Below are 25,761 nucleotides of genomic sequence, written 5' to 3' on the forward strand. Positions count from 1 at the left end.
TAACCAATACGAGAAACACTAAAACAAGTAGAGCGGAGAGAATATTTTCAGTGGGGAGTAAAGCAAAGAAAAATACAGGCAGGTTAATGCCGAGATAAACACTCGGCACAATGCTAGATTTTGCGACGTATAACCTATACGCGGACACGATTTAAAATCGTTTTAACCATGTAATCTAGCTCAGCGTCTTCACATTTTTCATGCCCCATAAACCAAGCAAATAAATCAGGGTCATCGGCCGCAAGTAAGCGTTGAAAAATTGCTTTGTCATTATCTGTTAATGCGTCGTAAGCTTCATCAACAAATGGTCTTAGCAACACATCAAGTTCCAACATACCGCGTCGACACGCCCAACGTAATTTAGCCTTGCTATCTAAATTGCTCATTTTATACCTCGTTAATTCACGCATCTTAATAGTAGCAAAAGCTAAGCATGCAATCATCAGGAATCTAAGTTAAAATCAAGGCATTAATTTTCAGTGGTAGGGTATTATGATAGTCGCTTCTCGCATTTCAGAAAAAATCATTCAAATTAGCGGACAAGACCGCAAGTCTTACCTGCACGGACAAGTTACACAAGACCTTAATTTATTAAACGACACGACCTTTTTATGGTCAGGGCATTGCAATGCAAAAGGTAAACTTTGGTCAGTACATAAGCTAATTGCGGCAAACGACGCTTACTTGATGTTAGCAAGTGACATTGAAGCCAAGCAAAGCTTTAGTGAACTTAAAAAATACGGTGTTTTTTCAAAAGTAGAATTTGCCCTAAGCGAGCAGCTTATTAGCCTTGGTGTAACAGCGCAAACCACCAGTGAAATTGAGTCTGCATTGGCGATTTCATTTACCAGCCACAATTTAGTGCAATTTGAATTAGGTTATGCGCTAAAGCTAGCCGAAGGCTTAGTGCAACTTGTTATTGAAAAAGAAAAACAGGCTGAACTTGAAGGCAAAATTACACTTACAAATAATGAAAATGCATGGCTTGCAGCTAATATTAAAGCCGGATTACCGCGCCTAAATGCTGAAACACTCGATGAGTTTGTTCCGCAGATGGTCAATCTGCAAGCGATTGGTGGAATTAGTTTTAATAAAGGCTGTTATACAGGCCAAGAAACGGTCGCGCGCATGAAATACCTAGGCAAAAACAAGCGTGCAATGTATAGCTTATTTGCCGCCGAACAACACATTGAAACAGCAAGCGACGTTGAAGTTCAGCTTGGTGAAAACTGGCGTAGAGCCGGTAAAGTAATTAACACTGCGGTTACCGATGAAGGCACATATATTCAAGCGGTACTGCCAAACGACACATCTGAGCAAGCTCAGTTACGCGTTAAAGATCTTGAAGAGTCACGCCTTAGCGTGAGTGCTCTTCCTTACACACTTGAAGATTAGGTTTAATATGAAAATTGCACAGCAAAAAGTAGTAAAGCTTCATTACTCAGTAATGGACAAAGACAACAATGCCATCGACAGCTCATTTGATAACGAGCCGCTAGAGTTCATCATTGGTTCGGGTTTTTTAATTCCAGGTCTTGAAAATGCACTTATTGATAAGCAAGCTGGCGATACCTTTACCGTAGAAGTTGCAGCAAAAGATGGCTATGGCGAGCGTCACGACGGTTTGATGCAAGCAGTACCTAAGTCAATGTTTGACGGTATGGATATTGAAGTAGGTATGCAATTTCGCGCAACGACCGATGACGGTGAGCAAACTGTTGTAATTATCGATATTCAAGAAGACGATGTGATTGTTGATGGCAACCACCCGCTTTCTGGTATTGATTTAACATTTGATGTTGAAGTACTTGAAGTACGTGACGCGACAGAAGAAGAATTGGCACATGGCCATGTTCATGGTGAAGGAGGCTGTGGTTCACACCACGATCACAAACATGATGAAAATGGCGGCTGTTGTTAATTTACAGCTCTGACAATAAAAATAGCGCTTTAGGGCGCTATTTTTTTTGCTTATCTAATGCGGCGATTAAGCCAGCTTGATCGTTTGTACCAAGCCTAATTTTTGTTTCATCTTGCAGCACTAATTCAACCGCCTTAAAACCGTGGGCTGAATACACAAACCCATCATGGCTAATGCGTAAACCAATGCCATGTCGCCATGAATTCTCCACAGCCTGATACGAAACAACCTCTGACAAAGGTAACGTTTGACCAAACCAGCCAAAAGCAAAACCCCATTTTATTGTGTTATCTTTTACTGTAACTGTCATGCCATGAAATAAAAATGCCACCAGTACCACAAAACCTGAAAAAATCAGCAGACCTGTAATCGGGCCGATTAAGTAAACCGCCAATAAGGTAAATGAAAAAATCCACGAAAGCAGCAGTAAAATAGCCCAGGCGATTTGTTTATGAGAATAGGTCATTAATATTCCAAGTTAGTTGAAGCTAAAAACAAAGGTAGCACTGGTTTCAGCGTCGTAATTGCGTTTGCCTTCTTCAGGCATGGTGTTGTAACGATATAAATATGAAAACTTAAGACTAAGTGCCCCACTGATTTGGCTCACCAATGACGTCTCAGATTTGATGCGGGAGTTTAACCCACTTAACGAATGCTCCGCACTGATATCCTGATTAAAGCGCGTGCGTTTACTTACGATTCGCTCCCACTGCAAAGCTAATCGCAGCAAGTAACCTAAATCCGATTCATCGGTTTCACTGACCTGATAATTAACCCCAGGACCAACATCTAAATCAATGCTGTCTTTACGATTTTCTAAAAAGCGCCAACCGTAACCAGCAACAAAGCTCGCTTGCTTTTCGATACCGCTAAATCTATCAAATTCATAATCACCGTATAAAAACAGTGAGTTATTTTTGTCTTCAAGTAAGTAGTTACTTTGCAATGAAGTGAAATAACGCGTGGCAGACAGCTCATCGCCTTCGTCATTATCGTTATCTTTTTTTACCAAGGAATCAAACTTCAATTGGTTGCGCCAATTATTGAGATCTTGCATGATGTTAGTTTTGAGTTTTGCACTAGCAGTATTAGTGTTACCAGTCGTTACAATAAAGCCCAGTTCTAAATCACCAAACAAAAGTCGCCCTTTATTTTGCTCATACCTTTCGTCACTTGGGGTTTCGCCATACACGGCAAAGTCTTCAAACGGATCCGGATCCGCAGCGAGCAATTTAGAACAAAAAAGAATACAATAAAAAAACACAATCCAACGCATTTAATACTACTCTAACTCTCAATCCACCTAAGCTAAAAAACCAGTTTTATAAAAAGAACTACTTCCACAATACGTGAACAAAGGGCGCTGCTTTATCACGGCTAATTAAAATGCGCGCAAATAACACATCTTGGTTTTCAAACTCTAATCCCACCAGCACTTGAATATACAGTTCTGGTTCAATTTCAAATTCCGTAAATTCTTGCCATGACTCATCCGGCTCACTTTCTTCAATAAAACCTAAATCTTCACGATATTGATTAAACTCAACAATATCTTGTTCAGACAAGTTGTCTGGTGCCAATTCAAGAAACACTTCATACGCGTGATTAGTCGCTTCTTCAATTGTCCATAGGTGATCTTGGTTGCTCATAACTCGACTCTTCGCAATTTTTGATAATTATATCAAAACAAAAAAGGCAAAGAAGTGCTTCTTTGCCTTATATTTTGTGATTTTAACGCAGGCTACCGACTGTTAGCCTAAAATTCAGCTAATAGCAGGTCGTCCTGTGCAACTGTTACTCATGTGCTAGCTTTGCTTTCACCTTTTCACGCATACTTTGAATCAACGCATAGAATATTGGAATTAACAAAGTACCAAAAATAGTCGCAGCCAACATACCAGCCAGTACGGTTAAACCTAAACTAACACGGCTACCCGCACCTGCACCGGTTGCAAATACTAATGGTAAAACCCCAAGTACAAACGACAGTGCCGTCATCAATACTGCTCTAAAACGCAACCTTGCAGCATTCAGTGCCGATTCAAAAATACTGTGGCCCGCTGCGCGTTGTTCCATCGCAAATTCGACAATTAGAATGGCGGTCTTAGTGGATAAACCAATCAAGAGTATTAAGCCCACCTGCGCATAAATATTGTTTGCCATTCCAACCGTATAAAGCGCACTCATCGCACCAAATATCGCTAACGGTACGGCCGCAATTACCGCAAACGGAATCGTCCAACTTTCGTACTGTGCAACCAAGAACAAGTAAACAAAGATAATCGCTAAACCAAATAGCAATGGCGCTAAATTACCAGCTTGAATTTCTTGCTTCGTCTGCCCTGCCCAATCATAAATGTAGCCTGTTGGTAATTGCGCAGATAACTCTTGCATCACCTTAATTGCTTCACCACTTGAGTAACCTGGCGCAGGCTGACCAGTGATACTTGCACTGCGATATAGGTTAAAGTGATTTACGCTAGTCGGGCCCAAAATTGGTTCAAGACTCGCAAGTGTCGTTAGCGGTACCATTTCACCACTACTAGCACGTACATAGTAGTTATTTAAGTCAGATGGATCTTTACGGAACTCAGTTTCGGCTTGAATAACAACCTGATAAGTACGGCCAAATTGGTTAAAGTCGTTAATGTACAGCGAACCAAGTTGCGCTTGTAAGGTGACAAACACGTCGCTTAACGCCACACCTTGCGCTTTGGCTTTATCACGGTCAATTTCTAAGAAATACTGCGGTACATTAGCGCGGAAAGTACTAAATACGCTAGCTAATTCAGGACGCTGATTAGCCTCATAAATTAAGCCATTCATCACCTGTGCTAAATCAGCAGGCGCTCGCCCTTCGCTGTCTAGCAATCTAAATTCAAAACCTGAACTCGTACCTAAACCTGGAATTGGCGGTGGATTAAAGACAAAAATTTGCGCATCTGGCATTGCAAACATCTGTCCCATTAAACGTGGGATCACTTGCTGTAAGCCAAGTTCTGGCGCAGTTCGATCTTCCCAGTCTTTCAGCACAATTACGCCAAGACCATTATTTGAACCAGGACCACCAAGCAGTGAAATACCCGATACGGTAATAATATCGGTTACCGCAGGATCAGCTAAGATGGTTTCGCTTACTTTCGCCATTACCTCAGCAGTACGGCCGCTGGCTGCTGCATCTGGTAATTGCACATCTACAAACAAAAAGCCTTGATCTTCCGCTGGTACAAACGCGGTAGGAACCGCTTTGGTTAACCAACCTGTTGCAGCGAATAGCAACACTGTTACTAAACCTACACGCGCTGAGCGTTTTAACAACCAACTAACTGTCGATGAATATTTAGAAGTAGAAGAAATGATGCCTTTTTCTACGGGTGCTAGCCATTTAATTGGCTTCATTGCTTTTTCACTTAGTAACAAAGTACACAGTGCTGGGCTTAACGTTAATGCGTTAATTGATGAAATAAGTACAGCAAATGAAATTGTTACTGAAAACTGTTTATAAAGCTCACCGGTAATGCCCGGCATAAATCCAACTGGCACAAACACCGCAAGCAGTACTAGAGTTGTCGCGATAATTGGCCCTGAAACCTGCTCCATCGCTTTGCTTACCGCTTCTTTAATTGGCAGCTTTTCTTCTTTTAAAATTCGTTCAACGTTTTCAATAACAACAATGGCGTCATCTACCACGATACCGATAGCCAGTACCAAACCAAACAAGGTAATCGTGTTAATTGAATAACCCATCAACATCATAAAGGCGAACGTACCAACCAACGACACTGGAATTGCCACTGACGGAATTAGCGTTGCGCGCCAATTTTGGAGGAATAAAAATACCACTAGAATTACCAGCGCAACTGCTTGATAAAGCGTTACCACTACTTCTTCTATCGAACGGTTAATAAATTCAGTTGTATCATAAGGCATGCTGTAATGAAGGCCATCAGGAAAACGCTCAGAGAGAATTTCCATTTGCTTTTTCACATTCGCAGCCACTTCAGTCGCGTTAGCATCTGGCAGCTGATAAATAACTAAAAACGCGGTATCTTCACCATTTAATTTGGCAGTAAACGCGTAATCTTTAGAACCCAATTCAATACGACCAATATCCGACAAGCGAATAAAATCACCATCGTTTGTAGCTCTAATAATGGTATCGCTAAATTCATCTGGGGTTTTTAGGCGACCGCGTGCCTGAATGGAATATTCAAACTGCTGATTTTTCGGAGCGGGACTGGCGCCTAACTTACCCGCAGCAACAATTAAGTTTTGCTCTCGCAGTGCATTTTGCACATCCGCCACGGTGACACCAAGCGACGACATTTTGTTTGGATTTAACCAAATACGCATTGAATAGGTTTTTTCACCCATTACTTCAGCGTTTGCAACACCCGGAATACGCCCTAGAGGCTCTGTTAAATAGTTTGTGGCGTAGTTACTCAGGAAGATTTCATCAAGATTTTCTTGCGTGCTGTAAAGCGTCACTCCCAATAACATATTGCTGGATTGTTTGCGTACAACAACGCCTTGACGTTTTACTTCTTCAGGTAAGCCAGCTTCGGCAAGTGCAACGCGGTTTTGCACATTCACTTGCGCCATATCATCGTCAGTACCAACTTTAAAGTACACGGTAATACTAGCAGTACCGTTATTAGCGGCCGTGGATTCAATATACAGCATATCTTCCACCCCATTGATTTGCTCTTCAATGGGGCGGATCACCGACTCCTCAACAACCTGAGCGCTCGCTCCTGGGTATACAGCAGTCACCTGAATTTGTGGTGGCGTAATTTGAGGGTACATATTCACTGGCAACAAATACAACGAAATTAAGCCAGCTAAGGTAATTACAATTGAAATAACCAGCGCAAATTTGGGCCGATTAATAAACGTTTTACTAATCATTTACGCCCCCTATTCTGCGCTGTTTGTGATAACACCGGTTACCGTATCAACATTTTTTTCAACTGGGTTTACTTCAACACCTGGGCGCACTTTTTGCAGCCCTTCAATAATAATGCGCTCACCCGCTTCAATGCCCGAGTTAACGACCCACATAGCATTAATGCGACGACCTAAATCTACATGTCGTGTGCTCACTTTGTTGTTGTCATCAACCACCAATAAGAACTTACCTTGCTGATTTTCTTGTACCGCAGCTTGTGGCACTAACGCCATAGACGATTTATTTTTGCTCTCAGCAATCAGCTTTACAAATAACCCAGGTAACACAATACCATCTGGATTTGGAAAAGAGGCTCTTAGCTCAACCGTGCCGGTGTTGCGGTCTATTTTTGTATCGGCAAAATCTAGCACACCAGCCTCGGCATATTCGCTGTTATTCGGTAAACGAATTTTTAAATCGAGAGGTACTTGATCAGGACTTTCGATATTTCGGTGTTCTTGTAAGTAGGTAGTATAAAGTGCCTCTTCAACCGAAAAATTAACATAGATAGGGTCCGTTGAGGTGATGTTTGCCAGCACACCACTTTGCGGGCTTACAATATTACCAACATCAATATTTACGCGACCAATTTTCCCATCAAACGGCGCGACTATTTCAGTATAACTTAAATCCAATTTAGCTTTTTTAAGTGCCGCTTCGCCCGCTTTTACCGCTGCTTGCGTTTGCGCAGCATTGGTAATCAGCTTGTCTAAATCAGATTGTGAAATAAAACCTTTATCAGCGACTTCTCTACCACGTTTTAAATCGCGGGCAGCACCTGCTGCACCAGCTATTTTTGATTTTAGGTCCGCATCAGATTGCGCTAAAAACGCCTCGTATTCGCTAGGATCAATTTTTAGCAGTAAATCGCCTTTTTTAACTTCAGAACCTTCAACAAATTTTCGCTCTATTAACTCACCTTGCACACGGGTTGTAATATCCGCTTCTTTCGACGCTTCGGTGCGCGCAGTAAACTCACGATAAGTGCCAACTTGGTCATTATTAACGGTATAAACCGAGACCGCTGGTGCTGGCGCTTGTTGCACAACTTCTTCCTTTCCACAACCCGTCAAGGCCATCGGCCCTAACAACACACAGCTGACAAAAAACGCAGCTTTGGTTGGGGAACTAATATTTTTATACTTGGACGTAAACATGCAACTCTCCCTTATCACAAATAGAGCAAATTTTTATTCTCGATGAAAAATCCGAAATTTCTAATAATATCTTCTGGTTATCAATCATAATACGACTGCACATTAATTGTAATTTAATATTTAACAAAATCTAATCAAATCAGTAAGTGGTGTTTTTAGCCATTTGTCAGAGCGGCTATTTTGCTGGAAAAATATGAACCTAGGGTGAAGTTACGCGCTTTACAGACATAGTAAGACACGTTAATCTCGAACAACCCAACAGGTCGGATGAGAATAATAATGAGCCACCTTGTCACCTTAAATATTGAAGCTGGCGTTGCCACCGTCACATTTAATCGCCCCGATAAACTCAACGCACTGAGCTATGAAAGTTTTGTACAGCTAGCACGCATTATTAAACAATTGAAAAAAGAAAAGTCGTTAAGATTAGTGATTATTGATGCCAACGGCAGTGATTTCTGTACCGGCCTTGATGTAAAAAACATCAGCCGCTCTCCTACTAAAATGTTAAAACTGCTATTCAAATGGCTTCCCGGTAATGCAAATCTAGCGCAGCGAGTCACCATAGGATGGCAAGAAATTAAAGCGCCGGTGATTTGTAAAATTCATGGCCGCTGTTTTGGTGGCGGTATGCAAATCGCGCTTGGCGCAGACTTTCGTTTAGCGAGTAGCGATGCCCAATTTGCCATTATGGAATCGCGCTGGGGATTAACACCAGATATGGCAGGCAGTGTCATGTTGCAAGGCCTAATCCCTTACGACCAAGCCTTAAAGCTCACTCATATGGCCGAGCCAATTAGTGCTGACACTGCTCAAGCAGTCAATTTAATTACACAAGTATGCGACGATTTAGATCACGAATGCGAGCAATTAAAGGCGGCATTATTAGCACAATCGCCCGATGCGTTAGCTGCAAACAAACGCACTTATCAAAAGCGTATGCTCGCAAATCGCCGCCAATTGTTAGCAGCTGAAACATTTAATCAAATACGTATTCTACGCGGCAAAAATGTAAAACGTGCCATTAGCAATCGCTTAAAAGGAGAAACTAAGCCTTTCGACAATTCGGCTAATTGGTAGCGACTAAAGAACAGTATACTGACCTGCAAGCTGTGATAGGCTATTGCTATGAAATACATTGTTAGTTTAACAATTCTAGTAACAGCATTAGCCCTTGGTCATGGCCTGCTGTATATACTGAATTTTAGTTTTCCCCCAGCAGTGCTCGGTATGGGCATTTTGTTGCTTGTGCTCAAATTAAATATTGTGTCACTAAAGCAATGTGAGGCGATTGGCGCATTACTGCTGAAATACTTCCCACTTTTTTTCATTCCCGCTGGTGTTGGCATCATTCAGCATTTGGACCTTATTAAAGATAACCTGCTTTTAATTGTAATCTCAATACTTACCGCTACGGTAGGCACCTTATTTATTATAGGAAAAGTCGCAAGTCTGCTTTTTGCATCTAGCGATAAGGAACAGTCATGAGCCTGCTTTTGATTGTTTTGTCTCCGCTTTGTTTTTTTACCTTTAAATGGTTGCAGACCCATTACTTAAAACACAGCCTTTGTAACCCTATTTTATTAAGCATTGCGTTTATTAGCGTGATTTTAGTGTGGGGTGAAATTCCCTACACTGAGTTTGCCACAATTAACACAGCGTATTTTTGGTTACTTGATTTAGCAATTGTTGCGCTAGCGATCCCACTATACAAAGAATCGCGCACTATAAAACAGCATACCTGGCGCTACATTTTATGCAGCGCCACCGGCGTTTTGGTGTCATCGATAATTGCCATGCTTGTCGCCTTTTTGCTTGGCGCCAATGAACAACTTATCGCAAGCCTTGCACCCAACGCAGTAACAACCCCCATTGCCATTGAGGTTAGCAATCAACTTAACGGAATAAGTGCTCTTTCGGCAGTGATTGTTATTTGTGTCGGTATTTTTGGCGCTGTTTTTGGCTTACCGCTACTCAAACTATTTGGCGTAACACATATACCCAGTCAAGGCTTAGCGCTTGGAGCAGCTTGTCACGCAGTGGGTACAGCACGTGCCATTGAAGTTGATGAACGTATGGGCGCATTTGCATCCGTTAGTTTAGTATTAAGCGCCATATTGACCCCACTTATTATCCCTGTAATCTATACCTTAATAGAACTGGTACTATTAAACTAACTAGTCGGTAATCACATGTTACTAATACGCTTTTTTATTATAGGAGTTGTACTTGCCATGGCTGGATGCGCAACAAAAATAACGCCAAACACAAGTACACCTAGCTATGCTAAAGAGCCAGCGAAAACAGGTCGATTAGCTGAATTTATTAGCGATTTAACACATGATAAGCAAGGACAAACCGGCGTTTATACGCTTGGGCAAGGAGTCGATGCCTTTGTGTCACGCGTGAGTTTAATCAATGCGGCAACCAGCAGCATTGATCTACAGTATTACATCTACAATAACGACATTACCGGCAACCAAATCAACTATTCGCTATACAACGCCGCGGAGCGTGGTGTGCGAGTAAGGCTATTACTTGATGACCTAAAAGCCTCAGATAACAATCCTCAGCTACATATTTTAAACCAACATAAGAATGTTGAAATTCGCCTGTTTAACCCCTCGCCAAATCGTCGTAATAAAGCACTTGGCATTCTGACCGATTTTGCAAGGCTCAATAGTCGCATGCACAATAAATCGCTCACGGTAGATAGCTTGGCGTCGGTGATCGGCGGACGAAATATTGGTGACGAATATTTTAGTGCCAGTCACGAAGTAGAATTTGGCGACTTTGATCTATTGCTCATTGGTGAAGCGACACACGATGTAAATACGCAATTTGACGTTTACTGGAACAGTGAACACAGTTACCCATTGTCTGTGTTTCATCCTAGACGTTATTCTGATGAAGAAACGATTGCGATTTTATCTGAATGGGAAGAACAAATAACCGATACGGAACAATCGCAAACCGAGTATATTCAGGCGTTAACTCAATCACAATTTTTAGAGTACTTATCTGAAGGAGCCTTGCCATGGTCATGGGGTAAAGCCGATGTACTTTACGACCCGCCAAGCAAAATCAACGAAAGAGGTCTAACAAGTCCACTCCTTGACGAACTAGAAAGCGCCTTTGCCAATACCCAAAAAGACCTATTTATTATCTCGCCCTATTTTGTACCTGGCGATGGTGGCACAAAATACTTAATCGATATGGTTGAGCGTGGCGTAAATGTAACGATTCTTACGAATTCATTAGCCGCCACCGACGTTGTTGCAGTGCATTCAGGTTACGCCCCTTATCGCAAAGCGCTGTTAAAAGCAGGTGTTACGCTTTATGAAACAAAAGTAAAACCGAATTTTAAACCGTCAGCATGGCGCGGCTCTACTCAGGCGAGTTTACACGCTAAATCAATTATCTTTGATAAACAGCAAACCTTCGTCGGTTCATTAAACCTCGACCCTCGCTCAATGTTTATCAACACTGAAATTGGCGTGCTGTTTGAAAATGAGGTACTTAGCAGCAAAATTGTTAGCGCATTAAACGATGCCGTGGCAAATTCAGCTTACCGTGTACAGCTCGCTGACGACAAGCTAATTTGGCTTGATATGGATACGCAAAAAACCTTTAAAAGTGAACCAGATGCCAGCATTTGGCGTAAGATAGGCGCATGTTTTTTCCGCTTATTGCCTATTGAAGATCAACTCTAACCGTCGACTAAAGTTGACTTTAGAGACGACTGGTCTAATAATACCCACAAAGTGTGTACGTAAATATTAACCCGAATTATGAATAAGCCCGATACCAAAGAAGCGATATTGGCGGCAGGTCATGCGCTGATCATCGAAAAAAGTTACAACGGATGTGGCTTAAAAGAAATCCTTGATAAAGCCGGAGTGCCAAAAGGTTCGTTTTATCATTATTTTAAGTCAAAAGAAGATTTTGGCCTTGCACTCATTGAGCGTGCCCAAGACCAAAGCCATGACTTTATGCGTGAATACCTGCGTGATCGAAAATTCTCGCCACTGCAGCGCATTCATAACTGGTTTAAACGCATTCAGCAATTTCATGAAGAAGATGGTATTGACTGTGAGTGTTTAGTGCCCAAGTTGATTTTGGAGCAATCTCAACTCAGTGAAAATATGCGTGGCGGCATAAAATGCGCGCAAGACTTAGTGCACAGCATGATGGCGCAAACCATTCGCGAAGCGCAACAAGAAGGCGAAGTAAACAAAAACCTCGACCCACATAAAATTGCCGCATTTCTGTTTAATGCCAGCCATGGTGCAGCAATACAAATGCAAGTAGAACGCTCAACCGAGCCATACGACAACTTTGTTGAAATTATTTTTGAATCGATTTTAGTGCCTTAATTGGCACTTTTTGTTTGCCTGCCAAAGCCTTCTCTAGACCACTTGGTCTAAAAAATAATTTTAAAATATAAACAACAATTTCATCGACTTACCTTAAAAACTCAATTTTAAATCGCTATTCAGCCCAAATTCATCTTGCAACATCTGCCAAATTGAATGACAATTCACTAGACGACTGGTCTACTCAATTGGAAATTACAATGACATCTCCACTTTCTTTTAAATATATCGCAGCAACATTGAGCTTATTGTTGCTGGTTTTCAACGCAAATGCGCAAGTCGTTCGCTTTAGTGAAGCAAGCGAAGCACAATTGCAACCACGTAAACGTGTTGTCGGCACGTTAAAAGCATTCAATCAAGCTAATGTCGCTTCAGTAGAATCAGGTAAAGTAGTTAAAGTACTGGTTAATGAAGGTGATGTTGTTGTAGAAGGTGACGTGCTGGCAATACTCGATACACGCCGTTTAGACGCTGAAAAGCAGCGTTTACAAGCGGAAAAAATGCTAGCAGATGCTAACCTTGCATTAGCAAAAGCAGAATTTACGCAAGCAGAAGAAGACTACCTTGCTTATAAACAGTCAGCGCAAAAAAGCGCCGTATCTAAGCAGCGTCTAAATCAAAGTAAAACCCTCACTATTGCAAATCAAGCACGTGTTATCGCTGCAACACAAGCGATAAAGGCACTGTCTGCACAGTTAAACGCATTGCAGGTGCGTATTGATGATATGTCAATTCGCGCACCATTTGATGGCCAAGTAACTAATCGTCTAGCTGAACTAGGTCAATGGTTAGGCAGTGGCGATCATGCATTTACTTTAACCTCTCTCAATAAATTAGAAGCCTGGTTAGATGTGCCAGAACGTTTTGCCTTTTTAGCAGGTCAAGCACCAAGCGAAATTGCCTTGCAGATTGGCGATGAGCTAGTTCAAGCGGGCAATATTAAAGTACTTAATAGTGTTGATGAACGCGCTCGTACTTTCCGCGTGATTGGTCAAGTAAATGGCAACGGTTTAATGCCGGGCATGTCGGTAAGTGCCTGGTTACCAGAAGGTAAACCTCGCACCACACTTATTGTACCAAAAGATGCATTAGTGAATCGTGGTGGTAATTACTTAGTTTATAAAGTAGTACTGCAAGGCGACAAGCAAATTGCACAACCAATTTCAGTTAACGTGCAGTTTCACCAAGGCGACAAGGTGGCAGTTTATGCACCACAACTTGCACCAACCGACAAAGTTATCACTGAAGGCAACGAGCGTCTAATGCCAGGCCCTGTTGTTGCGGTAGCAGATACCTCTAACGGCAATCAACAACATTTAAAGTAGGCACGTTATGAAGATTGTAGAAAGCGCGGTTAAACAACCTATTAGTGTAATCGTTGCTGTAATTTTATCGGTACTGGCAGGCATACTCGCCTTTACCCAAGTACCCGTTCAAATGACCCCGTCAGTTGATTCAGTAGTCGTCAGCGTGCGTACCTTTTGGGAAAACGCAAGCCCTGAAGAAATTGAATCGGACGTGGTGATTGAGCAAGAAAAAGTATTATCCGATGTAAACGGACTAATTTCTTTAACCAGTATCAGCCAAACCTCTGCCGCTCAATTGCGTTTAGAGTTCGAAACTGGCACCGATATTAAACAAGCACAAGCAGAAGTAGTACAAAAGCTTAACGAAGTACCCGCCTACCCTATGGGCGTATCGGAACCGACCGTTGAAGGCGTTGATCCTATGTCGGTGGATTACATCGCCTGGGTAGGCCTTGCGGCAACCGATCCGAGCTTTGATAACACGACTTTGTATGATTTTATGGAGCGTCGATTACGTCCGCGCCTTGAAAACATCAAAGGTATTTCTAAGGTAGGAATTTTAGGTGCTCGTGAACAAGAGCTGCAAATTCAAATTGACCCCGTCAAACTAGCCAATTTTGGTATTACCTACAGCCAACTAGTAGACGCGATTCAAATTACTAACACCAATTACTCAGGTGGTCGTTTGCCCGACGGTAAAAATGATATTCGCGTGCGCGCTATGGGTCGCTTTACCGATGCGGCAACCATTGAAAATATCGTTATTCGCAAAGACAACCGCGGCCCGGTTTATGTAAAAGACATCGCAACAGTAAAACTCGATTACAAAGATATGCGAGATTGGGTACGTGCCCGTGGCGTTAAAATGCCATTTTTCAACTTTCAGCTGGCGCATGGTGCTAACTTACTTGAAACCATGAACTCGCTAAAAGCGGAAATTGCTGAACTTAATAAACCTGATGGTATGCTCGAGCAACACGCTAAGAAGCTAGGCGTAAATGGCACTTTTGAGCTTGTTACTACGTGGGACTCATCAAGCTATGTTGAAAACGCCATTGATTTAGTACAAAGCAATATTATGGTCGGTGGCTTACTTGCCGTAATTACGCTACTGCTATTTTTGCGTTCGCTGCGCACTATTGGTGTTATCGCTATCGCAATTCCAATTTCAGTGATTGCGTCTGTGGTAATTTTGGTTGCCCTGGGCCGTTCAATTAACATCGTATCGCTTGCGGGCATGGCATTCGCGGTCGGTATGGTGGTTGATAATGCCATTGTGGTAATCGAGAATATTTTCCGCCATTTAGAAATGGGCAAAAAGCCGCTTAAGGCCAGTGTTGAAGGCACGCAAGAAGTTGCCGGTGCCGTATTTGCGTCAACCATGACAACGCTCGTCGTATTTGTGCCAATTTTAACCATTGCCGATAGCGCTGGGCAGCTTTTTCGCGATATATCACTTGCCATCATGGCAGCAGTCTTTATTAGTTTTGTCGTATCTGTCTTAGTTATTCCGGTAGCGGGCGCTTACTTTTTACGTGCGCGCAGTGAGTCAAAACAAGTAAAATTAAGAACTGGTAAGCTGGCTGAACTTGAGAAAAAAGCAGCTAAGTTACCAAACAAAATTGGCGCCTTATTTATCGCAATTTCGAGCACGACAAAACGCAAAGTTACCGTTGTAACTAGCTTTGCAGTCGTAACTCTTGTGGGTATTGCGCTACTTATTCCACCGCTAGATTACTTACCAAAAGGTAACCGTAATTTTGCTTTTGGTTTTATGGTACCGCCGCCGGGTTATAACCTTGATCAAGTATCAGAAATCGGTAATCGCATTGAAAAAGTGATACGCCCAGCTTGGGAAGTCACCGGTGATAAATTCCATGCAGAAACCGTTATTCGTGGTGGTGAGCCAGATTTAACGCAAAGTACACCAGATATTCAATTGATGGATGGCAGCACCATTAAAGCGCCTGAAATTGACCACTACTTTTTGGTTGCGATGGACGGTCAAATTCTCCATGGCATGATCCCGAAAGAAGCGGATAAAACCATTGATGCGGTAGACTTTCTAAACCAAACATTAATGGGCGTAAACGCACCCGATGTAATTGGCTTTGCTTTCCAGTTCCCACTTTTTAACACGGGTGGTACAACGGGTAGCGCGATTCAAATCGACTTAGTGGGTGATGATTTGCAGCAAATTACTAATGGCGCAACGGCATTACTGTTTAAGTTAATTGGAAATTATGGTCCTTATGCAACCATTCCAGAACCCGCTAACTTTTTATTACCAACACCAGAGCTTTCAATTAAGCCGCTAGATGAGCGTTTAGCAGAGCTCAACATGACACGTCGTGATTTAGGCCTAGCTGTGCAAGCAAACGGTGATGGCATTATTATGATGAACAGTTTTGCGGTTGGCGGTGAATTAAAAGATCTTAAGATTGTAACCAACGCGCAGCAAGATGATTTCCCAATTGATGCATTGATGCAAGCGCCATTGGCTACACCGCAAAGTCAAGTAGTAGATTTACAGTCACTTGCGCTTGTTGAACGCACGCAAACCGTTGACCAAATTAAGCACGTTTCACGTCAGCGCGCGGTAACCTTACAGTTTACACCGCCTGCAGGCATGCCACTTGAGCAAGCGATTGCCTCTGTTAACAGTATGGTTGAAGAACTACGCGGTGCGGGTGCGATTTCACCGGCTGTTGAAGTCAACCTAGCTGGTAGTGCCGGTAAACTGGCTGACCTTAAAAAGTCGCTGTTAGGTGATGGTAGTTTGTTTGGCACCTTGAGTTCGAGCCTATTTTTGGCAATGTTTGTCGTGTATCTGGTAATGGTTATTTTATTCCAAAACTGGAAATACCCATTAGTAATTATGGTAAGTGTACCGCTTGCAACACTAGGTGGCTTTATGGGCCTTGCTGCTGTGCACTGGGCAAGTGTGTTTGACCGCTATACGCCAATTCAAAACCTTGATGTGTTAACGCTATTGGGTTTCGTAATTTTAGCGGGTGTGGTTGTAAACAACGCAATCTTAATTGTGCACCAAGCACTTAACAATCTGAAGTACAAAGGGTTAAGCGCACAACTGGCAATTAAAGAGTCGGTTGAAAGCCGTGTCCGCCCTATTATGATGTCAACACTTACCTCGGTTGGCGGCATGCTACCACTGGTGTTAATGCCAGGTGCGGGGAGTGAGCTATACCGTGGTTTAGGTGGTGTTGTGGTTGGTGGCTTAGTGGTTTCAACAATATTCACTTTGATTTTAGTGCCAGTCATATTAAGCTTCTTACTTAAGGATTCTGATATTAAACAAAATTCAGAAGACACCGATTTACGGACAGCCGCTTAGATATGGAAATCTAAATTGATGACTGACCAAAAATCCCAGCACTTGCTGGGATTTTTTATGCCTAAATAACACACACTATTGCAACAGCTCGACAATCTTTGTCTATAGTAATTAAGTGGCTTGTTAAAAATAAGCGAACTAATGATTGAAATAGATAACAAAATACTGAGCGATGTTGCAGCTGGTTTCACCATTCCAGCTAAGCCTGATATTTTGCAAGCATTGCAAGATGAGCTAAACCACGAGCCCGAACTTTATCGCGTTGCAGACATTATTGCCGCTGACGTGGCAACATCAGCTGCCGTACTCAAAATTATAAACAGCCCTTACTACGGCCTTGCTAGAACAATAAGTGATATCCGCCAAGCCGTAATGTTTTTAGGTCTTGAGAATATTACCAGCTTAGTCACCGGCTATTTACTTAAACAAGCCTATGACCAAAGTAAATGCTCGTTACCACTAAATCGTTTTTGGGATAACGCTAACGACATCGCTAATGTGTCGTGTATTATTGCGCAACATTTAAAATCGCCCCTACCACCCGAAAATTTACACTTAATTGGTTTGTTTCACGATGCGGGTACACCCGCGATGGCAATTCGCTTTGAAGGCTACACCCATTTACTGCAAGAGCACCGTGAAAATGACAGCAACCCGTTAATACATAAAGAAGAAAAGAAATACAAAACCAATCACGCGGTTGTTGGCTACTACTTAGCCACGAGTTGGAACTTACCTAAACAAATTTGCCAAATAATACTGCAACATCACAGTAATGATTTTTTTAATGCCTCAAACGATAAATTTGAGCGCAGTTGCTTTGCTTGTTTACGCTTGGCTGAAAACCTAGTACATGTCGCTAGGCACTTTCGCCCTGAACCACAATGGCACGCAATAGAACAGCGAGTATTAGACACCTTACAACTCGATGAATATGACTTCCAAGATCTGAAAGAAGATGTAGAAGAGTATTTAATTTCATCGCATTAAGAATAACTAACAAATTCAACAGGATTTACAGCCCCTTGAAAACAAAAAACCCAGCACATGGCTGGGTTTTTTTATAAGACATTGCTTAGTCCGCTTGCGGGCGCATATGCGGGAATAAGATTACATCTTTAATCGTTGGTGAGTCAGTAAATAGCATTACTAGACGGTCGATACCAATACCTTCACCTGCTGTTGGCGGTAAGCCATACTCAAGTGCTTGGATATAGTCATCGTCAAAGTGCATTGCTTCATCATCACCGGCATCTTTCTCTTCAACCTGACGTGCAAAGCGTGCAGCTTGGTCTTCTGCATCGTTAAGCTCAGAGAAACCATTTGCTAATTCACGGCCACCAACGAAGAATTCGAAACGGTCAGTGATAAATGGGTTTTCATCGTTACGACGTGCAAGTGGCGACACTTCCCACGGATACTCTGTGATGAAAGTTGGCTGAATTAGTTTGTGCTCAGCGGTTTCTTCGAAGATCTCACATAAGAACTTACCTGCACCCCATACACATTTCTCTGGTACTTTTACGTGTACTTTCTTCGCGTAAGCGACTAGCTCTTCGAAGTGGTTTTCAGGATCTTTGAAGATATGCGCGATTTCAGCTGCATCTGGACCAAACTTGATGATGGCATCAGCCATTGATAAACGCTCGAACTTGCTACCGAAATCATATTCGATTGTTTCAACAACTTCACCTTCAGCGTTTTTAACTGTGTTAACAACCGTTGTTGTACCAAGTACATCTTGTGCAACGGTACGTAACATGTCTTCCGTTAAGTTCATTAGGTCGTTGTAGTCAGCGTACGCTTGATAGAATTCAATCATTGTGAATTCTGGGTTGTGACGCGTTGAAAGACCTTCATTACGGAAGTTACGGTTAATTTCAAATACGCGGTCAAAACCACCTACCACTAAACGCTTAAGGTAAAGCTCTGGTGCGATACGTAAGTACATATCGATGTCTAACGCGTTGTGGTGAGTTACGAATGGACGCGCCGTTGCACCACCAGGAATAACCTGAAGCATTGGCGTTTCAACTTCCATAAAGTCACGTTCAGCTAAGAAACGACGAATACCTTCAATCACTTTTGAACGAATACGGAACGTCTCACGGGTATCCATGTTAGTGATTAGGTCAACATAACGCTGACGGTACTTCGCTTCTTGGTCTGTTAAACCGTGGAATTTTTCTGGTAATGGGCGCAGTGACTTAGTTAGTAGCTCGTACTGAACCATATCTACGTAAAGGTCACCTTTACCTGATTTATGAAGTGGACCCGATACACCGATGATGTCACCGATATCAAGCTGACCATACTTCTCTTTTAACTCTTTTTGTACGTCTTTAGATGCATACGCCTGAATACGACCTTTCATATCTTGAAGTACAAGGAAAGGACCACGTTTTGCTAAAATACGGCCCGCTACTGAAACTTGGTGGTCTAACTCGACTAACTCTTCCTTCGATTTATCACCAAACTTAGCTTGTAGATCTGCTGTGTAATTTTCACGGCGGAAAGTATTCGGGTGACCATTAGCTGAGCAATTCTCACGAATCGCATCTAGCTTGGCACGACGCTCTGCAATCAATTTATTTTCGTCTTGAATTTGATCTGTCATGTTATAGCTCTAAGTTGCTTGGTTTAAATTAAAGGCCAGATTTCAGGCTGGCTTCGATAAACTTATCTAAATCGCCGTCTAATACGGCTTGAGTATTGCGGTTTTCAACCCCGGTACGTAAATCTTTGATACGAGAATCATCCAGTACGTACGAACGAATTTGGCTACCCCAGCCAATATCCGATTTTGCATCTTCTTGTGACTGCTTTTCAGCATTCTGTTTATGCATTTCAAGCTCAAACAATTTTGCTTTTAACTGCTTCATTGCCTGTGCTTTGTTTTTGTGTTGCGAACGGTCATTCTGACACTGTACTACCGTATTGGTTGGTAAGTGAGTAATACGTACAGCAGATTCTGTACGGTTAACGTGCTGACCACCCGCACCCGATGCACGATATACGTCAATACGCAAATCGGCTGGGTTAATATCAATTTCAATATTGTCATCCACTTCAGGATAAACAAACGCCGAAGCAAATGATGTATGACGACGACCTGTTGAATCAAATGGGCTTTTACGTACTAAACGGTGAACACCTGTTTCAGTGCGCAACCAACCGTAAGCATATTCACCTGATACACGTACCGTAGCACCTTTAATGCCGGCAACATCACCATCGGTCGCTTCAACGATTTCCGCTTTAAAGCCTTTTGCTTCAGCCCAACGTAAATACATACGCAGCAGCATGTTACACCAGTCTTGTGCTTCAGTACCGCCCGAGCCTGACTGTAAGTCGATATAAGCATCGTTACCATCTTGCTCACCAGAGAACATACGACGGAACTCTAGCTTATCAAGTTGCTTCATTAAGTCTTCAAGCTCAGACTCTGCTTCTGCAAAGGTGTCTTCATCTTCTGCTTCAACAGCAAGCTCAACTAAGCCTTCAACATCTTCTGCACCTTGGTCTAAGGTATCAATCGTGTCAACAATCGCTTCTAAGCTCGATTTTTCACGACCTAACGCCTGCGCTTTTTCTGGTTCATTCCAAACCGCAGAATCTTCTAATTCGGCATTAACTTCTTCTAACCGCTCTTTTTTTAGAGGGTAGTCAAAGATACCCCCTAAGTTGGTCGGTGCGCTCGCGAATTTCCTTGATTTGATTAATCACAGGATTCACTTCAAACATTACATCACTCCAACTTGTGTTTTGCCTTAATTCTTGGCAATAATCAAAGGCGGGAATTTTAGCAAAAAAAAATGGTTTTGATTAGATTCAAAACCATTTTTTCGCATAAATATTTCTTATCTATGCTAATTGTATTTCACTGACCAATAATTGCAGCGAAAACTTACCTCTAAACTCATTAATATCAAGTTGATAGGCTAAACGTACTTTTTCAGCTGCGGTATTTGGCCACGCCCTTAAATCAACATTGAAAGCAATCGCGTCAACATCTAAACCCGATGCATGTCGCAATACTAATTTTAAATGTTTTTCGCCCACCATACGCTGTTGAATAACATAAAAAACATCGTCAAATAGTGGCTCAGCAAAGCTCTGTCCAAACGGGCCAGCTTGCTTAAGCTGGTTAGCAAAATTCAAGTTAAAACAATCAGCTGGCAAATTACCATCGGTTAATATCACAGCGTGCTTATCTTCTTCGGCAAGCGTGTTTGCTACCGCGTCTGTGTAAACTTGCTTAAAGCGCGAAAAGTCACTTTCTAAAATCGATAATCCTGCCGCCATTGCGTGACCACCAAATTTTAAAATTAAATCGGGGTGTTTTGTTGAAATTGACTCTAACAAATCACGCATATGCAGTCCTGGAATAGAGCGGCAGCTGCCTTTTATTTCACCATTTTCACCCTGTGCAAAAATCACCGTGGGGCGATGATATTGCTCTTTTAAACGTCCCGCCAGAATACCAATAACACCTTGGTGCCAATCGTCTTGATATAGACACACTGCATCTGGAATTTCTTGTGATTGAGACACTAAGCGTTCTAGCACCGCGTTAGCTTCAACTTGCATACTTTGCTCGATTTCACGGCGTTCTTGGTTTAATCCATCAAGTTCCGCGGCAATGCGTCTTGCCTGATTGCAATCCTGACTCAGTAAACAAGCGATACCTAAACTCATATCATCTAAGCGCCCTGCCGCATTAAGCCTTGGCGCAATCGCAAAGCCAAAGTCACTGGCTTGCAGTCGATAACTATTTCGGTTGGCAACTTCGATTAGTGCTAAAATCCCAGGGCGGGTGCGCCCTGCGCGAATACGTGCCAAACCTTGGTATACCAAAGTCCGGTTATTAGCATCGAGCGGCACTACATCGGCCACCGTGCCCAGCGCAACAATATCCAAAAGACTCGCTAAATTAGGTTGCGCTAAGCCGGAGTTTTCAAAATAATTTTGTTCGCGCAGTGTGTGACGAAGTGCCACCAGCAAGTAAAACGCAACACCACATCCAGCCAGAGCTTTAGATGGAAACTGACAATCAAAGCGGTTTGGATTAACAATTGCGTCAGCGTTAGGAAGCTTTTCACCTTGCAAATGGTGATCGGTTACAATCACTTGAATACCCGCCTGCTTACAAATCTCAACTCCCTGCAAGCAAGAAATGCCGTTATCAACTGTGATAAGAATATCCGGCTTAATTTGCACTACTTGTTCTGCAAGTTGAGGGCTTAAGCCATAGCCTAAGTTAAAACGGTTTGGCACTAGGTAATCAACATTTTGAAAGCCAAACATTGGCAGGCCTTCCATTAACACCGCGGTACTGGTTGCACCATCAGCATCAAAGTCACCGACGATTAAAATTTTGGCGTGGTTTTGCAGCCCATTAATTAAGATATTTGCGGCAACATCAATATCTTTCAATAAACGAAAATCAAGTAATGACGCAGCGCCATTATCGAGTTCAGTATTGTTTTTGATGCCACGAGAGGCATAAATTTGTTTAATAACAGGGTGAAGCGATGCGTCTAAATGACTGTCGTCAACGCGTGCACGTGTTTGAATTGTTTTTTGCATGAACCGTTTTTAATAATCTCAGACTAAAAAGGGCCTTAACGGCCCTAAATTCGCTAAAAAAGTTATCTTAACCTTTTTTGCTATCAAGAATTTGCTTTAACTGCGCCGCTGGCTGGTAACCAGGAATAAGCGTACCATCTTCTAAAATGATAGCTGGTGTACCCGTAATACCAAAGCTTTGACCCATTTCAAACTGCTCTTTTACCGGTGCATCACAGGCTGCTACGTCTACTACGTCATCACCCGCTTTTGCATCTGTAAGTGCTTTAGCCGCATCTTTTGCGCACCAAATATCTTGTAAGTCGTCATAACCTTTACTTGGAATACCTGCACGCGGGTAAGCAAGATATTGCACCGTAATGCCTGCATCTAGGTAATCTTCTAACTCACGGTGTAATTTACGACAGTAACCACAAGTAATATCTGTAAAGATTGTTACCTTGTATTTTTCATTTTTAGCTGGGTAAACAATCATTGAGTCTGCAAATTGTTTTACGCCTTCTTTACGTAAGTTGCCAAGTGCAACTTCCGTTAAATTTTCTTTGTTTTCAAGGTCAAGTAACGTACCTTGCAGTAAGTATTTACCATCTGCCGTGCTGTAAAGTACGCCGCGATTGGTTAATACTTCGTACAAACCTTTTACTGGCGTTTCTGCAACACCACTTGCTTTTAAACCAATTTTTTCAAATTCCGCAATGATTTTCGCTTCGATTGGATCAACACTCGCTGCTGCGACACCATTTGCTGAAATATTAAATGCCGCACTCAACAAAGCAGCTGCGATTGCTAGTTTTTTCATTTGCTTTCTCTATTTTTAAATACTGGGGCTTATAAATATTTAGACCGTACTAAGCCACATAAAATTCCGTATTTTGTCATCAAGCCCTTGGATGATGCGTCTGATGAATGGATTTTAACCTTTCTTTTGCTACATGAGTATAAATCTGTGTGGTCGATAAGTCACTATGGCCTAACATCATTTGTACAACACGTAAGTCAGCACCATGATTGATCAAATGTGTGGCAAATGCATGACGTAAGGTGTGTGGCGATAATTCCGTTTGAATATTTGCAACTAATGCATAGTGTTTTATGCGATGCCAAAAGGTTTGCCGCGTCATACCTATGCCGCGTTTTGACGGAAAAACAAAGTCGGTTGCATGTTTAATTAACTGCGGTCGTGCCAGTTTAATAAAGGCTTCAATGTATTCAAGCGCCACTTCTCCCATCGGCACTAAACGTTCTTTATTGCCTTTACCTTTCACAAATACCACAGCTTGACGCAGATTGATTTGCTCCATACGCAGGCCAACTAATTCACTTACGCGAAGTCCTGTTGCATATAACAGTTCAAGCATGGCTTTATCTCTAAGCTCAATGGGTTCTTCAAGATTAGGCGCATCAAGCAAGGCTTCTACTTCTTGTTCTGTTAAAGTTTTAGGTAATGATTGACCTAGCTTTGGCTGTTCAATATGGGCAAGCGGTGAACTAGAAAGTTTTTTCAAACCAATAAAATACAAATAAAAGCGTTTTAACGCACTTTGTGCCCGAGCGGTGCTGCGCGCTGTAAAACCATTTTCTCGACGATAAGCTAAATAATCGAGAATAATGCTTTCATCAACATCAAAAAGTGATGTTTTCGCAATAAAAATCGCAAACTTATTTAAATCACTACGATAAGCTGCCAAGGTATTTTCACTTAAACCTTGCTCAAGCCATAGAGCATCTAAAAATTGCTCTATCTTTTGGCTATTTTCAACACTTGGGGTTTGTTTTTCTGTCAATGTATTAATAACACATAGGTTAAGGTAAACTAGCGCCTATCATATCAAGCTCACGGCAACGCACAAATTTAATATGAAAATTGGTTTATTTTTCGGCTCTACAACCTGTTACACCGAAATGGCTGCAGAAAAAATTCAGCAAATTATCGGTGAAGACATCATTTCACTGCACAATATTAAAGACGAGCCACTGAAAAACGCAGAAGATTTCGATTTCGTAATATTTGGCATTTCCACTTGGGACTTTGGCGAGTTACAAGAAGATTGGGAATCAATTTGGGACGATATTGAATCGGTTAATTTAAGCGGTAAAACCATTGCACTGTTTGGTATGGGCGACCAACAAGGTTATGGTCAATGGTTCCAAGATGCCTTAGGCATGCTGCACGACAAAATTAAACCACAAGGCGTGACCTTTTTAGGCTATTGGCCGAACTCAGATGATTACGAATTTGAAGCGTCAAAAGCACTAACCGAAGATGGCACACAGTTTGTTGGCTTGGCACTTGATGAAGACAGCCAGTACGAAAAAAGTGATGAGCGCATTGCTACTTGGGTTGAGCAAGTGATGACGGAATACGCCGAAACGCTGTAACTGCGTTCCTCAAAAGTTCAAATAGAAATCTCGGCACAGTTGTTTATACGCTGTGCTGTACTCCCCACTCTCAGCATGAATAATCAATTCTTCTTCAACTAACATTTGCAACTCATCATTATGCGCTAAACAGATTAACACGCGTTTTGCTGCTTTCTTTTTGCTAGTAAATACCCACAGTTTTTTTGTAATTTGCAAATTAGCGTTATCTGCGGCACTTTCAAACCGGCTTAACTCGGTAGTTGGCAATACCACACAAAACCGGCCCTTTTCGCTTAATAAACTCGCTGCTTTAGCACATAAACTATCAAACGATAAACCATCCGTATGGCGTGCCGTCATGCGCTGTGCATTATCGCTTTTCAGTGAGCCATTAAAAAATGGCGGGTTTGAAACAATCAAATCAAACGCTGTATTTGCTTGAAATTCATTGATATCACCTTGCCACAAATTTAAATCCGTCCAAGGCGAAGCTGAAATATTCTCTTTTGCTTGTAAAAATGCGTCATTATCAATTTCAACACCTGTGATAACTAAACTAGGCGCACGCTGCTTAAGCATTAAAGCAATTAGCCCCGTACCTGTACCAATATCTAGTGCTGTATTAACCCTCTCAAGGGGTGCCCAAGCGCCCAGCAAAATACCATCAGTGCCCACTTTCATGGCACATTTATCGTGGTTAATATGAAACTGCTTAAACGTAAAACCCGACATTGCGGTAAAATGCCC

At 42.1% G+C, this 25,761-nt stretch carries 23 protein-coding genes; 11 read left to right on the forward strand and 12 right to left on the reverse strand.

The window, feature by feature from the left end; translation table 11 throughout:
• Positions 1 to 134: 134 nt before the first annotated feature.
• The gene (locus AC2IOM_RS00765) at positions 135 to 386 is read right to left on the reverse strand and encodes an FAD assembly factor SdhE (protein ID WP_010560776.1); all 252 of its coding nucleotides are present in this window, start codon (positions 384 to 386) and stop codon (positions 135 to 137) included.
• A 106-nt stretch (positions 387 to 492) separates the two neighbouring features.
• Between AC2IOM_RS00765 and ygfZ the strand changes: the two genes are divergently transcribed.
• Together ygfZ and AC2IOM_RS00775 are read left to right on the forward strand one after the other, a co-directional pair.
• Positions 493 to 1,395 carry a tRNA-modifying protein YgfZ gene (gene ygfZ, locus AC2IOM_RS00770; protein WP_486358822.1) on the forward strand — a complete coding sequence of 301 codons (903 nt, stop codon included), beginning with the start codon at positions 493 to 495 and terminating at the stop codon, positions 1,393 to 1,395.
• A gap of 7 nt (positions 1,396 to 1,402) precedes the next feature.
• A complete protein-coding gene (locus tag AC2IOM_RS00775; RefSeq protein ID WP_010560778.1) occupies positions 1,403 to 1,921 on the forward strand; it encodes an FKBP-type peptidyl-prolyl cis-trans isomerase in 519 nt (172 codons plus the stop codon).
• Between the two features lie 37 nt (positions 1,922 to 1,958).
• On the opposite strand, the gene AC2IOM_RS00780 is transcribed toward AC2IOM_RS00775, so the two are convergent.
• The 5 genes from AC2IOM_RS00780 to AC2IOM_RS00800 all read right to left on the reverse strand — a co-directional run bounded on the left by AC2IOM_RS00780 (position 1,959) and on the right by AC2IOM_RS00800 (position 8,026).
• Positions 1,959 to 2,387, reverse strand: coding sequence for a hypothetical protein (locus AC2IOM_RS00780; protein ID WP_010560779.1), 429 nt, complete (start codon positions 2,385 to 2,387; stop codon positions 1,959 to 1,961).
• Between the two features lie 12 nt (positions 2,388 to 2,399).
• Positions 2,400 to 3,197 (reverse strand): DUF481 domain-containing protein, encoded by a 798-nt coding sequence (locus AC2IOM_RS00785; RefSeq protein ID WP_486358823.1) that lies wholly within the window; start codon positions 3,195 to 3,197, stop codon positions 2,400 to 2,402.
• A gap of 58 nt (positions 3,198 to 3,255) precedes the next feature.
• Complete coding sequence (locus AC2IOM_RS00790) at positions 3,256 to 3,570, reverse strand: HI1450 family dsDNA-mimic protein (protein WP_054978582.1); 315 nt, start codon at positions 3,568 to 3,570, stop codon at positions 3,256 to 3,258.
• 145 nt (positions 3,571 to 3,715) lie between these two features.
• Positions 3,716 to 6,829 (reverse strand): efflux RND transporter permease subunit, encoded by a 3,114-nt coding sequence (locus AC2IOM_RS00795; protein WP_486358824.1) that lies wholly within the window; start codon positions 6,827 to 6,829, stop codon positions 3,716 to 3,718.
• A 9-nt stretch (positions 6,830 to 6,838) separates the two neighbouring features.
• Positions 6,839 to 8,026, reverse strand: a complete 1,188-nt coding sequence (locus AC2IOM_RS00800; RefSeq protein ID WP_010560783.1) for an efflux RND transporter periplasmic adaptor subunit — start codon at positions 8,024 to 8,026, stop codon at positions 6,839 to 6,841.
• Between the two features lie 279 nt (positions 8,027 to 8,305).
• On the opposite strand from AC2IOM_RS00800, the gene AC2IOM_RS00805 reads away from it, so the two are divergent.
• The 8 genes from AC2IOM_RS00805 (at position 8,306) to AC2IOM_RS00840 (ending at position 18,054) form a co-directional block, all read left to right on the forward strand.
• Positions 8,306 to 9,106 carry a crotonase/enoyl-CoA hydratase family protein gene (locus AC2IOM_RS00805; protein WP_486358825.1) on the forward strand — a complete coding sequence of 267 codons (801 nt, stop codon included), beginning with the start codon at positions 8,306 to 8,308 and terminating at the stop codon, positions 9,104 to 9,106.
• Between the two features lie 48 nt (positions 9,107 to 9,154).
• The gene (locus AC2IOM_RS00810) at positions 9,155 to 9,514 is read left to right on the forward strand and encodes a CidA/LrgA family protein (RefSeq protein ID WP_486358826.1); all 360 of its coding nucleotides are present in this window, start codon (positions 9,155 to 9,157) and stop codon (positions 9,512 to 9,514) included.
• On the forward strand, positions 9,511 to 10,203 hold the full coding sequence (locus AC2IOM_RS00815; RefSeq protein ID WP_486358827.1) for an LrgB family protein: 693 nt from the start codon (positions 9,511 to 9,513) through the stop codon (positions 10,201 to 10,203). The genes AC2IOM_RS00810 and AC2IOM_RS00815 overlap by 4 nt, the downstream gene beginning before the upstream one ends.
• A 15-nt stretch (positions 10,204 to 10,218) precedes the next feature.
• The gene (locus tag AC2IOM_RS00820) at positions 10,219 to 11,739 is read left to right on the forward strand and encodes a phospholipase D family protein (RefSeq protein WP_486358828.1); all 1,521 of its coding nucleotides are present in this window, start codon (positions 10,219 to 10,221) and stop codon (positions 11,737 to 11,739) included.
• A 78-nt stretch (positions 11,740 to 11,817) separates the two neighbouring features.
• Entirely contained in the window at positions 11,818 to 12,402 is a 585-nt protein-coding gene (locus AC2IOM_RS00825) for a TetR/AcrR family transcriptional regulator (RefSeq protein ID WP_054978589.1), read from the forward strand.
• A 200-nt stretch (positions 12,403 to 12,602) separates the two neighbouring features.
• Positions 12,603 to 13,727 (forward strand): efflux RND transporter periplasmic adaptor subunit, encoded by a 1,125-nt coding sequence (locus AC2IOM_RS00830; RefSeq protein WP_237130008.1) that lies wholly within the window; start codon positions 12,603 to 12,605, stop codon positions 13,725 to 13,727.
• Between the two features lie 7 nt (positions 13,728 to 13,734).
• The gene (locus AC2IOM_RS00835; protein ID WP_486358829.1) at positions 13,735 to 17,064 is read left to right on the forward strand and encodes an efflux RND transporter permease subunit; all 3,330 of its coding nucleotides are present in this window, start codon (positions 13,735 to 13,737) and stop codon (positions 17,062 to 17,064) included.
• Between the two features lie 141 nt (positions 17,065 to 17,205).
• Entirely contained in the window at positions 17,206 to 18,054 is an 849-nt protein-coding gene (locus AC2IOM_RS00840) for an HDOD domain-containing protein (RefSeq protein WP_100912870.1), read from the forward strand.
• An 85-nt stretch (positions 18,055 to 18,139) separates the two neighbouring features.
• On the opposite strand, the gene lysS is transcribed toward AC2IOM_RS00840, so the two are convergent.
• The 5 genes from lysS to xerD all read right to left on the reverse strand — a co-directional run bounded on the left by lysS (position 18,140) and on the right by xerD (position 24,437).
• Positions 18,140 to 19,681 (reverse strand): lysine--tRNA ligase, encoded by a 1,542-nt coding sequence (gene lysS / locus AC2IOM_RS00845; protein WP_138633934.1) that lies wholly within the window; start codon positions 19,679 to 19,681, stop codon positions 18,140 to 18,142.
• A 28-nt stretch (positions 19,682 to 19,709) separates the two neighbouring features.
• Positions 19,710 to 20,808, reverse strand: a protein-coding gene (gene prfB / locus AC2IOM_RS00850; RefSeq protein WP_486358830.1) for a peptide chain release factor 2 whose coding sequence is annotated in 2 segments (ribosomal slippage) — positions 19,710 to 20,732 and positions 20,734 to 20,808 — 1,098 coding nt in all. Because the reading frame shifts where the segments join, the coding sequence is not laid out codon by codon here.
• Positions 20,809 to 20,928: 120 nt separating this feature from the next.
• Positions 20,929 to 22,653: a single-stranded-DNA-specific exonuclease RecJ gene (gene recJ, locus AC2IOM_RS00855; protein ID WP_486358831.1), complete on the reverse strand. Its 1,725-nt coding sequence runs from the start codon at positions 22,651 to 22,653 to the stop codon at positions 20,929 to 20,931.
• A gap of 67 nt (positions 22,654 to 22,720) precedes the next feature.
• On the reverse strand, positions 22,721 to 23,452 hold the full coding sequence (gene dsbC / locus AC2IOM_RS00860; RefSeq protein WP_486358832.1) for a bifunctional protein-disulfide isomerase/oxidoreductase DsbC: 732 nt from the start codon (positions 23,450 to 23,452) through the stop codon (positions 22,721 to 22,723).
• 79 nt (positions 23,453 to 23,531) lie between these two features.
• The gene (gene xerD, locus AC2IOM_RS00865; RefSeq protein WP_486358833.1) at positions 23,532 to 24,437 is read right to left on the reverse strand and encodes a site-specific tyrosine recombinase XerD; all 906 of its coding nucleotides are present in this window, start codon (positions 24,435 to 24,437) and stop codon (positions 23,532 to 23,534) included.
• Between the two features lie 73 nt (positions 24,438 to 24,510).
• Here xerD and fldB point away from each other — a divergent pair, with 73 nt between their 5' ends.
• A complete protein-coding gene (fldB, locus tag AC2IOM_RS00870) occupies positions 24,511 to 25,032 on the forward strand; it encodes a flavodoxin FldB (protein ID WP_486358834.1) in 522 nt (173 codons plus the stop codon).
• A 9-nt stretch (positions 25,033 to 25,041) separates the two neighbouring features.
• Here the strand turns inward: fldB and AC2IOM_RS00875 are convergent, their stop codons facing one another.
• Positions 25,042 to 25,746, reverse strand: coding sequence for a tRNA1(Val) (adenine(37)-N6)-methyltransferase (locus AC2IOM_RS00875; protein ID WP_486358835.1), 705 nt, complete (start codon positions 25,744 to 25,746; stop codon positions 25,042 to 25,044).
• Positions 25,747 to 25,761 lie beyond the last annotated feature (15 nt).

The organism is Pseudoalteromonas sp. NS-SX12 (assembly GCF_057367955.1).

Bases quoted from the DNA above. Each gene is read 5' to 3' on its own strand.
- AC2IOM_RS00780 (WP_010560779.1), bottom strand. From the start codon at position 2,387: ATGACCTATTCTCATAAACAAATCGCCTGGGCTATTTTACTGCTGCTT.
- AC2IOM_RS00790 (WP_054978582.1), bottom strand. From the start codon at position 3,570: ATGAGCAACCAAGATCACCTATGGACAATTGAAGAAGCGACTAATCAC.
- recJ (WP_486358831.1), bottom strand. From the start codon at position 22,653: ATGCAAAAAACAATTCAAACACGTGCACGCGTTGACGACAGTCATTTA.
- AC2IOM_RS00875 (WP_486358835.1), bottom strand. From the start codon at position 25,746: ATGTCGGGTTTTACGTTTAAGCAGTTTCATATTAACCACGATAAATGT.
- AC2IOM_RS00825 (WP_054978589.1), top strand. From the start codon at position 11,818: ATGAATAAGCCCGATACCAAAGAAGCGATATTGGCGGCAGGTCATGCG.
- AC2IOM_RS00820 (WP_486358828.1), top strand. From the start codon at position 10,219: ATGTTACTAATACGCTTTTTTATTATAGGAGTTGTACTTGCCATGGCT.
- AC2IOM_RS00815 (WP_486358827.1), top strand. From the start codon at position 9,511: ATGAGCCTGCTTTTGATTGTTTTGTCTCCGCTTTGTTTTTTTACCTTT.
- AC2IOM_RS00800 (WP_010560783.1), bottom strand. From the start codon at position 8,026: ATGTTTACGTCCAAGTATAAAAATATTAGTTCCCCAACCAAAGCTGCG.
- AC2IOM_RS00795 (WP_486358824.1), bottom strand. From the start codon at position 6,829: ATGATTAGTAAAACGTTTATTAATCGGCCCAAATTTGCGCTGGTTATT.
- AC2IOM_RS00785 (WP_486358823.1), bottom strand. From the start codon at position 3,197: ATGCGTTGGATTGTGTTTTTTTATTGTATTCTTTTTTGTTCTAAATTG.
- fldB (WP_486358834.1), top strand. From the start codon at position 24,511: ATGAAAATTGGTTTATTTTTCGGCTCTACAACCTGTTACACCGAAATG.
- dsbC (WP_486358832.1), bottom strand. From the start codon at position 23,452: ATGAAAAAACTAGCAATCGCAGCTGCTTTGTTGAGTGCGGCATTTAAT.
- AC2IOM_RS00835 (WP_486358829.1), top strand. From the start codon at position 13,735: ATGAAGATTGTAGAAAGCGCGGTTAAACAACCTATTAGTGTAATCGTT.
- AC2IOM_RS00810 (WP_486358826.1), top strand. From the start codon at position 9,155: ATGAAATACATTGTTAGTTTAACAATTCTAGTAACAGCATTAGCCCTT.
- AC2IOM_RS00775 (WP_010560778.1), top strand. From the start codon at position 1,403: ATGAAAATTGCACAGCAAAAAGTAGTAAAGCTTCATTACTCAGTAATG.
- ygfZ (WP_486358822.1), top strand. From the start codon at position 493: ATGATAGTCGCTTCTCGCATTTCAGAAAAAATCATTCAAATTAGCGGA.
- lysS (WP_138633934.1), bottom strand. From the start codon at position 19,681: ATGACAGATCAAATTCAAGACGAAAATAAATTGATTGCAGAGCGTCGT.
- AC2IOM_RS00840 (WP_100912870.1), top strand. From the start codon at position 17,206: ATGATTGAAATAGATAACAAAATACTGAGCGATGTTGCAGCTGGTTTC.
- AC2IOM_RS00765 (WP_010560776.1), bottom strand. From the start codon at position 386: ATGAGCAATTTAGATAGCAAGGCTAAATTACGTTGGGCGTGTCGACGC.
- AC2IOM_RS00805 (WP_486358825.1), top strand. From the start codon at position 8,306: ATGAGCCACCTTGTCACCTTAAATATTGAAGCTGGCGTTGCCACCGTC.
- AC2IOM_RS00830 (WP_237130008.1), top strand. From the start codon at position 12,603: ATGACATCTCCACTTTCTTTTAAATATATCGCAGCAACATTGAGCTTA.